This is a genomic window from Hyphomicrobiales bacterium (genome assembly GCA_017642935.1).
In the GTDB taxonomy this organism is placed as follows: Bacteria; Pseudomonadota; Alphaproteobacteria; order Rhizobiales; family MH13; genus MH13.
This window is the reverse complement of record JAEPOK010000003.1, coordinates 199,081-212,361: the sequence shown is the minus strand read 5'-3', so window position 1 is coordinate 212,361 and position 13,281 is coordinate 199,081. Positions and strand designations below refer to the sequence as shown.

Below are 13,281 nucleotides of genomic sequence, written 5' to 3'. Positions count from 1 at the left end.
TCGTCTAACCATCGCCATTTCCCCCCAAACGGGGTAGCCACTGTTTCGTTGGAGCAAGGGCTACCCGAAGGACCTGCCATGTCTACCTCATCCCCCCAAAACACCCCCTCGCTTGAACCGGCTCCTCCCGGCGATGCGCCGCAAACCCTGACACCAGATGTTGCCGTCATCGGTGGCGGCTCCGGCGGTCTGACAACGGCGGCGGTTATGGCAAGCTTCGGTGTGCCGGTCGTGCTGATCGAAAAGCACAAAATGGGCGGCGACTGCCTAAACGTCGGTTGCGTGCCCTCCAAGGCCATCCTTGCTGCGGCCAAACACGCCCATGCGATCATGGAAGGGCCGAAGTTCGGCATCCATGCGAAAGGCAAAAAGGGGGCACCGTTCGATGTCGATTTTTCCACCGTCCACGACCATATCCAGGACGTGATCGGGACCATCGCCCCGGTGGATTCGGTCGAGCGTTATGAAGGATTGGGCGTCACCGTCCTCGGCGGCGAAGCGCGTTTCACCGGCCCGCAAACCATCCAGGTCGGCAACACGACGGTCAAAGCCCGCCGTGTGGTGATTGCCACCGGCTCTCGTCCTGCCGTGCCGCCGATCCCCGGTCTTGATACGGTCCCATACCTGACCAACGAAGTGATCTTCGATCGTAAAGAACTGCCCGAGCATCTCATCATTGTCGGCGGTGGCCCGATTGGGCTTGAATTGGCTCAGGCTCACAACCGCCTTGGGGCCAAGGTAACGGTGCTTGAAGGCTTCAAAATTCTTGGCCGTGAAGACCGCGAAGCCGCTGATCTCGTCAAGGCAACGCTGCAAAGCGAAGGCGTCGACATCCACGAACATGCGATGGTGAGCAAGGTCGCCAAGGATGGCGAAGGCGTTGAAGTGACCATCGAGGTCGGCGAGGGCGAGACCAAAGACACCCAAACCGTCAAAGGTTCGCACATCATGATCGCCGCCGGCCGGTCTGTGAATGTTGAAGGGCTGGATCTTGAAAAGGCAGGCATCACCTACGACCGACGTGGCATCAAGGTTGATGCCGGCATGCGCACCTCCAACAAGAAGGTCTACGCCATTGGCGACGTCGCTGGCGGTCTTCAGTTTACGCACGTCGCCGGCTATCACGGCGCGCTGATCGCGCGGAACATTCTCTTCCGCCTGCCGATTAAACAGAACACGACCATTTTGCCCAAAACCACCTACACGGATCCGGAGGTGGCCTCCGTTGGGGCCACCGAGGAGGAGTTGAAAAACACACCGGACATTCGCATCCTGCGTTGGGCCTTCCATGAGAATGATCGCGCCATCGCCGAGCGTACGACCGAGGGCTTCATCAAAGTTTTCACCACCAAGCGCGGGAAGATACTCGGCGCCGTGGTTGTCGGACCAAAGGCCGGCGAAATCATCGCGCTTTGGGGCTTGGCGATTGCCAAAGGCATGAAGGTGTCCGACATCACCTCTTGGGTTGCCGCCTATCCGACCCTATCGGAAGTCGGGCGCCGCGCGGCGGTTGAGTATTACAAAGGTGCGACGGAAAATCCCACGCTGCGTAAGGCCATCACATTCTTGCAGCGTTTCGGCTAAACTGCCGTTCCAGAACACAAACAGGTTTAGGATCACTCATAGGCAAATGAATGCGTGACCCCGGCACAACTGTGACGTCCATGAAGACGCCTATTGAGAAGGCCCGCACCCGCAGGGGTGCCGGGCTTTCTGCCAAATTGCTCGTCTTGACAATCCTTTTCGTCATGCTGGCAGAAGTTCTGATTTTCGTGCCCTCCATCGCTAATTTCCGCAACACTTGGCTGCAGGACCGATTGGCGGATGCCGAACTGGCCGTCGCGGCGCTTGACCCGGTCGCGTTCGGTTACGGTTTTGGAGCGGAAACCGGCGATGCCATGATGCAGCAGGTGCTGCTCGAAACGCTTGAGGCGCACGAGCTTGTTCTGGTTACCGATTCCGGCCGGCAAGTTCTCGCCCAGCGCGCTGGCATCCAGGGTGGCTTGGTGGCCAATATGGCCGTCGATGTCGACATCACCACCAGCAACCCGCTTCGCGCCATTTGGGATGCCTTCAAAACGCTGACAGCTGGCGACAATGTTTTGCGCATTCATGGTGCGCCGGAACCCGGTACCGGACGCTATGTCGAGGTGGTCGTCGAAGAGTACTATCTGCGCGATGCCATGCTCGGTTTTTCGCGCAACATCATCATTCTTTCGATTGTCATTTCGCTGATCACGGCAGGTCTCGTCTATCTCAGCCTCAACGCCCTTTTCGTTCGCCCGTTGCAACGCCTTGATGAGGCTATGGCGACCTTCGCCGATGCGCCAGAGGATCCAGGGTCGATGATCTCGCCATCGGGGCGCGGCGACGAACTTGGCACCGCTGAACTGCGCCTTGCCGCCATGCAGTCGGATGTGCGCTCGATGCTGACGGAACGCCGACGCTTGGCCGATGTCGGCCTGGCGGTGTCCAAGATCAATCATGATCTGCGCAACCTCCTCTCCAGCGCTCATCTCTTGTCGGAACGGCTTGACATGATTGCCGATCCGCATGTCCAGCGGGTTGCGCCAAAAATCGTTCGCGCGATCGACCGCGCCGTCTCGTTCTGCGAAGCAACGCTCGCCTATGGTCAGGTGCGCGAGGAGGCGCCGGAACGTTCCACCTTCACCTTGGCCAATTTGGTGGACGAAGCCGCTGAATTCGCCGGCCTCACCAATCACCGCACGCTCGCCTTCGACAATCAGGTCGAAAAAACCCTCACGGTGCGCGTCGGGCAGGAAAATCTCTTCCGGATTTTGCTTAACCTGATGCGCAATGGTCGCCATGCACTTGAGGCCGTCGGTGAAACCGAAACCCAACTCAGCCTTTCTGTCAGCGCCCAGTTCGATGATAGCCGGTTGATCCTGACCGTTGCGGACACCGGCCCTGGCATCCTGGAGGCGGTGCGCGAAAAGCTGTTTCAACCTTTCCACGGCGACGCAGGTCGACGTGGGTCGACCGGCTTGGGCCTGGCTATCGCTAAGGAGCTTGCCGAGGCCGATGGCGGCACCGTTTCTCTGGTTGATCCGGGCGAAAACGAGACCGGTCAGGGCGCGGTTTTTGCGATCACCTTGCCCGATGCGCGTGTCGAAGCGCCGAGCTAAGCTAGGGCCGTGAAAAGCCGGTCGATAGCGCCTTGCAATTGCGTGAACGGTGGGCTAAGCGTGCGCGCCTTGACGGACATCAGCGCCCTTGGCGCCGATCGCAAGCGCTGCACCGGTAGCTCAGCTGGATAGAGCACCAGACTACGAATCTGGGGGTCGGGAGTTCGAATCTTCCCCGGTGCGCCATCTCTTCTGCGAAGCAAAAAAACGTCGGCCTGGCAGGTGATTGCAACGCAATCGCTGAGAAGGCCTGATCCGCGTTCGAAGCGGCCTTCTCTTCCAAATCATTGGCCGCGCCTTCAGCGTTTCTGTCGCGAAGGCCGGAAGGGCGACCCTCAGACATCTTTCCAAAGTTGCCCGACGGGTTCTAAAGTTTGGCGATGAACGTAAACACACCCTCCGTCCAAACCCGACAGCAGACGCCGCCCGAAATTTGTAAGGTGTCTGCATGAGATGGCCTTGGATCACCCTGATGTTGGCGCCGTTAGTGGCTCTGCCCGCCTTGGGGTTTGCCAATCAGGCGGACGTCGATATGCGCCGGGTGATGCTCGGACAGCTGTTGTTCTACGATCCAATTCTGTCGGGAAGCCAGGAGGTATCCTGCGCGACCTGCCATCATCCGCGTTTTGGTACCGGTGATGGCGTTTCGCTGTCGCTTGGCGATGGCGCAACCGGCCTTGGCCCCGATCGTCGTGTCGATCCGGACAACCCGCCGGAGCAGCGCATACCGCGCAACGCACCGGGCTTGTTCAATCTTGGCGAGCCGGAATTCACGGTAATGTTCCATGACGGGCGCCTGGAAGCCGATCCTAGCCTGCCGAGCGGCATCCGTACGCCGCTAGGTGAATCGATGGCCGAAGGCTTCGATTCTGTGCTCGCCGCACAAGCTATGTTTCCCGTGCTGTCGGCCGATGAGATGGCAGGGCATTACTCGGAAAACGCCATCGCGCAGGCCGTGCGCATGGGACACCTGTCGCTGCCGGGCGGCGCTTGGGATCAGATTGCCGAACGCGTAGCGAATGTTCCGGCCTACAGATCACAGTTCGATGCGATCCTGGGTGAGGGCAACCAGATTACGTTTGCTGACATCGGCAACGTGGTGGCCGATTTCATCGCCTTTGAATGGCGCGCCACGGACAGCCCCTATGATCGTCATCTGGCTGGCGAGTACGCCCTCTCCGATGCTCAGCAGCGCGGTATGGATTTGTTTTACGGGCCAGCCGGCTGCGGAACTTGCCATGCGGGCCCATTTCAAACCGATCATGCGTTCCACGCGATCGCGATGCCGCAGCTCGGGCCGGGCAAAGCGGCGCGCTTTGAGAGCCATGCGCGCGATGACGGTCGTATGCGCGTGACTGGCGCTTCTGAAGATGCCTTTGCTTTCCGCACGCCGTCTTTGCGCAATGTCGCCCACACCGCGCCCTATGGTCATGCCGGCGCCTATCGCACGTTGGAGGCGGTGGTGCGCCACCATCTCGATCCGGTCGCCTCGCTTTACGCCTATGATCGCAGCCAGGCGGTCCTTCCAGCCTTGGACGGAGCCGATGACTGGCGGGTGATGGATGATCCCGATGAACTTGCGGCGATTGCCGAAGCCAACCAATTGGAACCAACCGCGCTCACTGATGATGAGGTCGCCGACATTTTGGCGTTTCTGGACGCACTCACCGATCCGGCCGCGCTGGATGGTCGTCTTGGTATCCCCGAAAGCGTGCCGAGTGGGCTGCCGGTGGATCGCTAGTCGCGTGTTAGCGTGACGCGTTGGCCGGTCAACATCATTTGCCATTCACCGCTTGTGCCATCCGGCCAATGCACGCGCACCTCGACTTGCTCCACCTGACCCACTCCAAAGTGCAGCGCGCCAGTGATCCCGCCGGCGTGGCCGCCGCCCACCGTCACTTCCTGAGTCCAGAGCCGATCATCAGATCGCACCTCGACAAAAGCACCAACAGCCCTGGTGTTGATGCCCTCTTGGCGAAGTTCAACTTGGAGCCATGCGCCGGTCTCGGGCGTGACATTCTCATAGAGTTCCATCGGCGCGCCGCGATTCACCACGGCCAGGTCCTCGCGGCCATCGAGATTCAGGTCCATCAGGACCGCGCCTCGGCTGCGGTGTAGGCTGGCAATGCCCGCCTCTAAGCCGACTTCCTCAAATCGCACACCACCATCTTGGCCGAGGAGCATATTGTTGGGATCGTCCATGGCACTGCCGGGCATCTGCTCCACATTGCCCTTTGCGACGAACAGGTCAGCAAGCCCGTCATTCTGCACATCGCCAAAGACGGCATGCCACCCGGTCGAAGGACGTCCGTCGCCTCCAGTATAGGGCCGGTGCGCCGTGGCTCCCGATTCAAAGGGTGCATCTTTGAACGTAGGGGCGCTCGCATCCGGCTCAATCAACTGCAAACGCTGATCACCCATCGACGTCAGATAGACTTCCGAGAGCCCGTCGCCGTCCAAGTCGCGGGTGGCGATGCCCATGCCCCAAAGCTGATGGCTCTGCCAGCCATCCTGCGGCCCATAAAGGCGAGGAGAGGCGTCCATGGCCCACATCTGCTCTTCGCCGCCACGCACATAGTAGTGACGGTCATTGGAGATCCGAAGATCGGCGCGTCCTTGGCGGCCCCAGTCGGAAAAGAGCATGGAAAGCGCGCAGTATCCGGGCGTGAGCAACGTCGGGCTCTGATAGTGATCGCCATTTGGTCGCAGCAGCACATTGGCATCGCATGCCTCAAACGGACCATCGGGATTGGTGCGATCGACATAGTTGCCGAAGGCCAACGTCGGTAGACTTTCACCGGTTTCCCATGTGGCGGAAAAGGCCGTTGTCCAGCTGTCGCCGCCGTCAAAGTTCAAGCCTTCAAAGCGTGCGAAGGCGCAGTCGCCCATGCCTCGCATTAGAAGGTTCTCGCCGACGCGCAGGATGGCAAGATCGAGAAGGCCGTCGCCATCAATGTCGAGTGGATAGGCGCCGATAACTCCCGTCAGCGCCAGTGCTTGCGGCGTTTGTTTATTAAAGCTGAGTTGTCTGCCTGTTGCAGACGTATTCAAGTAAAGCTGGGCCGGGTTCTCGCCGCCCGCCGCGTAGAGCTCCGGCAAGTTGTCACCATTGCAATCGAAGGCTGCTAAGCCACCGCCGACGAAATGCTCCCATCCGCCGCCGTAAACATGGCGATCGATCGGACGAGGTTCGAACCGGGGGTGGGCGGAGGCCGTTGCAGCGCTGCTTAGAACCACGGCCACCGACAAACCGGCCGTCATGCTACGCCGCATGGGCTGCAAGCCTTTGAATGGTGGTGTTGGAAACCTGCTCGATGGCGTAAGCGGCCGCGCCTTTCGCCCACATGAGATCACCCCATTTATGCACGCGGATGTCCGGGCGCTCACTATCGACATGGACGATTGAAGCCCACACGCGCTCGAGAACCTCCTGCGAATAGAGGAAGTCGTGCTCCATCTGTTCGCCGGAGAGGATGACAAGTTTCGGATCAAAGATGTTGATGACGTTGGCCAGGCCCATCGCGAACATGCGGCCGGCACGGTCAAAGATCGATCGCGCCATCGCATCGCCGTTTTGCGCCTGCTCGTAGAGCGCGGCCAGATCGCTTTCCGGCTGCGTGCTGTTGAGTATGCTGGCTTCACGCAAAAGCGCATAGTCGCCGACATAGGCTTCCAGGCAGCCGCGTTGGCCGCATCGGCAGAGCGCACCATCTAGGTGCACTTTTGTATGTCCGAATTCTGCGCCGCAACCGCGTTCGCCGCGGTAAATGGCGTTGTCGATCACAATGCCCATCCCGACGCCATGTTCGATGGTGATCACCACGAAGTCGGATTCGCCACGTCCTATGCCGAAATGCTGCTCGGCCATAGCGACGAGATTGGCATCGTTATCGACGAACGATGGGAAGGGGAGGGCCTGGCTGATCATGCGGCCGAGCTCCACATCGCGCGTATTGAGCGACGGCGACCAATAGACAAAGTTGCGCTTGGCATCGATCAGGCCCGCCAGTCCGATGCCGACGCCGGAAATGTCGGTTAGGCGTCGCCCCAAACCTTGCGTTACATCGTCAAGCAAGCGACGGATGATGGCGACCAGCTCCGACGGCGCGACGACGGAGGTGGGCAACGGCGTCTCGCGATGGCCAATTGTGTTGCCGTCAAAATCCACCAGAATGGCCGTTGCGGATTTGTCGGATATCTTGATGCCAGCGATCAAATGCGCGGCCCCGCAAATGCGAAGCGCCACCCTCGGGCGACCGCGTTTGACCGTTGTGCGATCCGCGTCAGGCTCAATTTCCTCAATTAATCCCGCGCCCAACAACTCAGAGGTAATCGCCGTGACCGTCGCCGGGCTAACCTGCGTCTGCTTGGCAATGTCGGTGCGTGCGATGCGACCGGCGTTGCGGATGGCATCGAGCACCTGGTGACGGGTCGACTCGCGCTGATCGGAACTGCTGGAAAGGCGAAGTGTTTCGGCCAAAGGGTCCTCCTCAAAACCACATATAATTCACCTGGGAAAATAAATCGACCGCTTCCGTTGCCCTGCGCTTAGGCAACCGTCCTCAGAGGTGAAAATCAGGGCATTTCAACATTTAATTTGCGCATTAAAAAAATGATGATACGGTGCCGTCACATGATGATGCTCTGGTCAACAGGGCGCGCATGTTCCAACTCGGGAGGACATCGATGAGATTTCTAAAACTTATGGCCGCGACGCTGTTCGCCGCCTTTTTCGCCACGACCGCCTACGCCCAAATGACTGTCGGCGTGAGCTGGTCGAACTTTCAGGAAGAGCGCTGGAAAACCGACGAGGCGGCTATTGTGGCTGCCCTTGAAGCCGCCGGCGCGGAATATGTTTCCACGGACGCCCAGTCTTCGGCTTCCAAACAGTTGTCCGACATTGAAAGCCTGATCGCTCAAGGTGTAGATGCGCTGATCATCTTGGCGCAGGATGCGCAGGCCATCGGTCCGGCTGTCCAGGCGGCTGCTGATGAAGGCATTCCAGTTGTGGCTTATGACCGCCTGATTGAAGATCCACGTGCCTTCTATCTCACCTTCGACAATGTCGAGGTTGGCCGCATGCAGGCTCGTGCGGTTCTCGAAGCCCAGCCGGAAGGCCGCTACGTGATGATCAAGGGCTCGCCCACCGATCCGAATGCCGACTTCCTTCGCGGCGGTCAGCAAGAAGTGCTGCAGGATGCAATTGACTCTGGCGCGATCGAAATCGTCGGCGAGGCCTACACCGATGGCTGGCTGCCTGCCAACGCACAGCGCAACATGGAGCAAATCCTGACCGCAACCGACAATGGTGTGGACGCTGTTGTGGCCTCCAATGACGGCACGGCCGGTGGCGTTGTGGCTGCCCTTACCGCTCAAGGCATGGAAGGTATCCCGGTCTCCGGACAGGATGGCGACCACGCTGCGCTGAACCGCGTGGCGCTTGGCACGCAGACCGTTTCGGTTTGGAAAGACGCTCGCGACCTAGGCCGCGCGGCAGGTGAAATCGCCGTGGCTTTGGCTGGTGGCACGATGATGGATGCCGTTGATGGCGCCGTTGAGTGGACATCGCCCGGCGGGACGACCATGACCTCCATGTTCCTGGCACCACAGCCGATCACGGCAGAAAACCTTTCCGTCGTTGTCGATGCTGGCTGGATCGAGCGTGATGCGCTTTGCCAGGGCGTCACCGACGGCCCGGCGCCGTGCAACTGATCGGTTGACGATCTGAAGTGCTGAAACCCTTAAGATGCGCCCCGCCAAACCGGGGCGCATTTTTCTTGGAATCTCTGGCAGCTGGAGGCCAGCTATGACCGACACAGTCGATCAGCCCATACCACACCGCAAAAACCCCCTTCAGCAGCTAGAGCTCGATATGCGCCTGCTGGGCATGGTGGGCGCTTTTGTCTTGCTCTGCGTCGGTTTCGACCTGTTCACGGATGGCCGGTTTCTGACGCCGCGCAACATCTTCAATCTAACGATCCAAACGGTGTCGGTTGCGATCATGGCCTGCGGCATGGTCTTCGTGATCGTGACCCGCCACATCGATCTTTCCGTCGGAGCGCTGCTGGCAACCTGCTCGGCGATCATGGCGATGACGCAAACGGCGATTCTGCCGGATCTGCTCGGTCTTGGCCTGAACCACCCGCTGACCGCCCCAATCACCATTCTGGTTGGCCTGCTCGCCGGCACTCTGATCGGCGCGTTTCATGGCTGGATGATCGGCTACCTCACCATCCCCGCCTTTATCGTGACGCTTGGCGGCCTGCTTGTCTGGCGCAATGTCGGTTGGTTCCTGACCGATGGTCAGACCATCGGCCCACTGGACCAGAACTTCATGATTTTCGGCGGCATCAACGGGACACTGGGTCCGACCGTATCATGGATCCTAGGAGCGCTGGCGGCTCTGACGGCCGTTGTTCTCCAGTGGAACGGTCGCCGCGCCAAGGAAAAACACGGCTTTGCCGCCAAACCGATGTGGGCCGAACTAACCCTATCGGGGATCATCGTCGGCACCATCATGGGCTTTATCTGGATTCTGAACAGTTATCAGATTCCCAGCGCGCGCTTGCGCCGTATGTTCGAGGCGCGTGGCGAGGTCATGCCCGAAGGCTTCACAGCGACGTATGGACTGCCGATCTCGGTGTTGCTCTTGATCGCCGTAGCCATTGGCATGACGATAATAGCCAGACGAACCCGCCTTGGCCGTTACATCTTTGCCACTGGGGGCAATCCGGACGCCGCCGAACTCTCCGGCATCAACACGCGGATGCTGACCGTCAAAGTGTTCGCGCTTATGGGCGCGCTCACCGCCCTATCGGCGGTCGTCGCATCATCGCGCCTTGCCAACCACACCAATGATATCGGCACACTAGATGAGCTGCGGGTGATCGCCGCTGCCGTGATTGGTGGCACCGCGCTTGCCGGCGGTGTCGGCACGATCTTCGGTGCTATTCTCGGCGCCCTCATCATGCAGTCGCTTCAGTCCGGCATGGCGATGGTCGGCGTGGACGCGCCCTACCAGAACATCGTGGTCGGTGCAGTGCTGGTGTTCGCTGTCTGGATCGATATCGTTTATCGCAAACGTGCGGGGATCAACTGATATGGAAACGCCGCTTGTAGAAATGCGCGACATGTCGATCTCCTTCGGGGGAATTAAGGCCGTCGATCACGTCACCGTTGATCTGTTTCCCGGCGAGGTTGTTGGTCTACTCGGTCACAATGGCGCTGGCAAATCGACGCTCATCAAGATGCTGTCAGGTGCCTATCAGCCCGATGGCGGTGACATCTTCATCAATGGCGAGAAGGTCTCGATCACCAACCCGCGCGATGCCCGCTCCCATAATATCGAGACGATCTATCAGACGCTTGCCCTCGCCGATAATCTCGATGCGGCATCCAACCTCTTCCTGGGTCGCGAGATCGTATCACCGCTTGGCTTGGTGGACGATGCCGCAATGGAAGCGGAAACCCGCGAGATCATGGGTCGGCTCAACCCGAATTTCCAAAAATTCTCGGCGCCGGTGTCTGCTCTCTCAGGTGGTCAGCGTCAGTCCGTGGCCATCGCCAGGGCGGTCTATTTCAACGCCCGCATCTTGATCATGGATGAGCCCACCGCCGCGCTTGGGCCGCATGAAACGCAGATGGTCTCCGAACTTATCCAACAGCTCAAGTCAGAAGGCATTGGTATCTTCCTCATCGACCATGACGTGCATCAGGTGATGGAGCTGTGCGACCGCGCCAGCGTGATGAAGAATGGCAAACTGGTCGGCACGGTGAATGTCGCGGACGTCACCGATGATGATCTGCTGGGCATGATCATTCTTGGCAAACACCCGCACGAAACGGCGGCGGCTTGAGCTAACGGCCGGGCGCTAGCGGAGAGCGCTGGGCAGAAGAACTTGATCCCAACGGGTGGGGCGACCGAACAAATAGCCTTGGAAGAGGTTGCAGCCTTCCCGCTTGAGGGCATCGCGCTGCGCGGTGGTCTCAACGCCTTCGGCAACGACTGCCGCACCAAGATCACAGCCCAGCGACGTCACCGCGCGCACAACCGCGGCGCTGATTGGATCATCCACCATGCGCTGGACGAACGACTGATCGATCTTGATCTTGTCGAAGCGGAACCGTTGCAAATAGCTCAGACTGGCGTGCCCGGTGCCAAAATCATCAAGCGCCAGACGAAGACCCATATCGCGCAACGCGTTGAGCGCATCGAGCGTGCGTTGGTCGTCGGACATGATCACGGTTTCGGTGATCTCCAACTCCAATTGGTCGGGGTCAATCGCAAAGCGATCCATGGCTTGGCGCACGCGTTCAACGAACCCTTGGTCGCGCAATTGCAGCGGCGACAGGTTCATCGCGATGCGCAGACCAGCCGGCAAATGCGCAGCGGCCTCCACAGTCTTGTTCAAGACCCAATCGCCGAGCCCAACCATCAGGCTGCTTTCCTCGGCCAGGGGTACGAAGCGAGAGGGCGAAACTTTGCCGCGCGTTGGATGGTCCCAGCGCAGCAAAGCCTCATAGACGACCGGCGCTCCGGTGTCGCCATCGACGACCGGCTGCAAATGCAACTCAAAGGTGCCTTTTTCGATGGCATCGCGAAGATCGTCTTCAAGCGCACGCCGCTCCTGGAGCGCGTCGCCCATAGCGCTGGTGTAAATCGCAAAGGTCTGCCGACCGCTTTTCTTGGCTTCATACAGCGCGACATCGGCATCGCGCAGCATGCCAGCCGGCTCCTGGCCCTGGTAGGTGGCAACGCCGACGCTGACACCAACGCGCACCTGGTTTTCGCCGATCATGAAGGGCTCGTTCAGTGTTGCGACCACGCGGCTGGCCAGCGCCGCAACGTCAGTCGCCCGGCGCACATTGTACTGCAGGATCGTGAACTCATCGCCGCCAAGCCGCGCCAAGACATCGTCGGCCTTGATCGATGCGCGTAGCCGTTTGCCGACAGCGACCAACAACCGATCGCCAGCCTCGTGGCCGAGCGTGTCATTGACGTCCTTGAAGTGATCGAGATCGAGGCAATGCACGGCGACGCTGGCCGCCGTGTGCGGCCGAAGCAGCGCTTCGCGCAGCTTTTTCAAGAGCATGAAGCGGTTCGGCAGTTCGGTCAGATGGTCATGGTGGGCGAGATGGTTGATCTCTTCCTCGGCCGCGATCCGTTCGGTCGCGTCGACCACGGTGCCCTCGTAGAAGAGGGGATTGCCATTGGGATCGTAGACGATCCAGGCGTTCTCGGAGATCCAGATGCGTTCACGGGTTTTGTGGCGATAAATTTCGGACACAAAATCGGTGACGCGACCATTCTCCGTCAGCTCGCGTTGAAAGGCATCGCGCCGTGTCGGATCGACATACCATTCAGCGGCAATGTTGTTCACCGCCGGCAACATTTCCTCTTCGCTTTCGTACCCATTGAGCTGCACGAGAGTCGGATTGGCGCGCAACTGCTTGCCGTCGAAACTCGAACGGTAAATGCCGATAACCGCATTGTTGAAAAGGCTGCGATATTCCTCTTCGGCGATCCGCAGCATGCGTCCCTGTTCACCGATGTTGCCGCTCTCGCGCAGGAGCAGCATCCAACCGCTATCGTCAGTGCGCCGCACGTCGAGCATGATCCCGCCGCGACCGGGGATTTTGGCCGAGAAGGTAATATCGTCCGGTTCGCAAGTCGGGTCGGCAATGAATTTCTTGAGCGCACCATCGCTGATGGAGTCATCGCCCGGTTCCAAAGTTTCCAAGCACGCACCAAGCGACTTGCCAAAGAGCAGATGTCGAGGCCGCTTGAGTTCGACGCCGAGCATGCCGCACGCGGTGCAGTTGATGAAGCGAACGCGGCCGTCTGCGTCGACCAGGACCAAGCCGTCGGTCATTCCATCAAGGAACTTGAAGGGTAGTCCATCTTCCGGGTCGGCCGCGGGCGATGGCTGATTGTGCTCTAGCACGTCGAGCGCCAAAGATGCGCTCGCCTCATAACAGGCGCTGACGGCGGTGAGCAGACGGTTCACATCCACCTGGCCGTGCGCTTCAGTCGCATCCTGCAATTGCTGTTTCGCCAGCGGGTGCAGCGAACGGCCGGACGCGTCGGATGTGGTAGTCACCATGTCATGACGGCTCACCATCGTGGGTGATCAAC

Annotated in this window: 9 protein-coding genes and 1 tRNA gene; 7 read left to right on the top strand and 3 right to left on the bottom strand. The window is 59.8% G+C overall.

Features of this window, described 5'->3' with window-relative positions; translation table 11 throughout:
• Positions 1-78: 78 nt before the first annotated feature.
• The 4 genes from JJ917_17245 (at position 79) to JJ917_17230 (ending at position 4,887) form a co-directional block, all read left to right on the top strand.
• Positions 79-1,584, top strand: a complete 1,506-nt coding sequence (locus tag JJ917_17245) for an FAD-dependent oxidoreductase (GenBank protein ID MBO6700576.1) — start codon at positions 79-81, stop codon at positions 1,582-1,584.
• Between the two features lie 50 nt (positions 1,585-1,634).
• Positions 1,635-3,146, top strand: coding sequence for a HAMP domain-containing histidine kinase (locus tag JJ917_17240; protein ID MBO6700575.1), 1,512 nt, complete (start codon positions 1,635-1,637; stop codon positions 3,144-3,146).
• Between the two features lie 109 nt (positions 3,147-3,255).
• A tRNA-Arg gene (locus JJ917_17235) sits at positions 3,256-3,332 on the top strand.
• Between the two features lie 262 nt (positions 3,333-3,594).
• A complete protein-coding gene (locus tag JJ917_17230; GenBank protein MBO6700574.1) occupies positions 3,595-4,887 on the top strand; it encodes a methylamine utilization protein MauG in 1,293 nt (430 codons plus the stop codon).
• Here the strand turns inward: JJ917_17230 and JJ917_17225 are convergent.
• Complete coding sequence (locus JJ917_17225) at positions 4,884-6,419, bottom strand: CRTAC1 family protein (protein MBO6700573.1); 1,536 nt, start codon at positions 6,417-6,419, stop codon at positions 4,884-4,886. The two genes, JJ917_17230 and JJ917_17225, sit on opposite strands and share 4 nt — an antisense overlap.
• Entirely contained in the window at positions 6,409-7,626 is a 1,218-nt protein-coding gene (locus tag JJ917_17220) for an ROK family transcriptional regulator (GenBank protein ID MBO6700572.1), read from the bottom strand. Before JJ917_17220 ends, JJ917_17225 begins: the two co-directional genes overlap by 11 nt.
• A gap of 206 nt (positions 7,627-7,832) precedes the next feature.
• On the opposite strand from JJ917_17220, the gene xylF reads away from it, so the two are divergent.
• The 3 genes from xylF (at position 7,833) to JJ917_17205 (ending at position 11,002) form a co-directional block, all read left to right on the top strand.
• Positions 7,833-8,858 carry a D-xylose ABC transporter substrate-binding protein gene (gene xylF, locus JJ917_17215; GenBank protein ID MBO6700571.1) on the top strand — a complete coding sequence of 342 codons (1,026 nt, stop codon included), beginning with the start codon at positions 7,833-7,835 and terminating at the stop codon, positions 8,856-8,858.
• Between the two features lie 94 nt (positions 8,859-8,952).
• Positions 8,953-10,245 (top strand): sugar ABC transporter permease, encoded by a 1,293-nt coding sequence (locus tag JJ917_17210; protein ID MBO6700570.1) that lies wholly within the window; start codon positions 8,953-8,955, stop codon positions 10,243-10,245.
• A 1-nt stretch (position 10,246) separates the two neighbouring features.
• Entirely contained in the window at positions 10,247-11,002 is a 756-nt protein-coding gene (locus tag JJ917_17205; GenBank protein ID MBO6700569.1) for a sugar ABC transporter ATP-binding protein, read from the top strand.
• Positions 11,003-11,017: 15 nt separating this feature from the next.
• Here the strand turns inward: JJ917_17205 and JJ917_17200 are convergent, their stop codons facing one another.
• A complete protein-coding gene (locus JJ917_17200) occupies positions 11,018-13,249 on the bottom strand; it encodes an EAL domain-containing protein (protein ID MBO6700568.1) in 2,232 nt (743 codons plus the stop codon).
• Between the last annotated feature and the right edge of the window lie 32 nt (positions 13,250-13,281).

Bases quoted from the DNA above. Each gene is read 5' to 3' on its own strand.
- JJ917_17200 (MBO6700568.1), bottom strand. From the start codon at position 13,249: ATGGTGACTACCACATCCGACGCGTCCGGCCGTTCGCTGCACCCGCTG.
- JJ917_17225 (MBO6700573.1), bottom strand. From the start codon at position 6,419: ATGCGGCGTAGCATGACGGCCGGTTTGTCGGTGGCCGTGGTTCTAAGC.
- xylF (MBO6700571.1), top strand. From the start codon at position 7,833: ATGAGATTTCTAAAACTTATGGCCGCGACGCTGTTCGCCGCCTTTTTC.
- JJ917_17205 (MBO6700569.1), top strand. From the start codon at position 10,247: ATGGAAACGCCGCTTGTAGAAATGCGCGACATGTCGATCTCCTTCGGG.
- JJ917_17245 (MBO6700576.1), top strand. From the start codon at position 79: ATGTCTACCTCATCCCCCCAAAACACCCCCTCGCTTGAACCGGCTCCT.
- JJ917_17230 (MBO6700574.1), top strand. From the start codon at position 3,595: ATGAGATGGCCTTGGATCACCCTGATGTTGGCGCCGTTAGTGGCTCTG.
- JJ917_17240 (MBO6700575.1), top strand. From the start codon at position 1,635: ATGCGTGACCCCGGCACAACTGTGACGTCCATGAAGACGCCTATTGAG.
- JJ917_17210 (MBO6700570.1), top strand. From the start codon at position 8,953: ATGACCGACACAGTCGATCAGCCCATACCACACCGCAAAAACCCCCTT.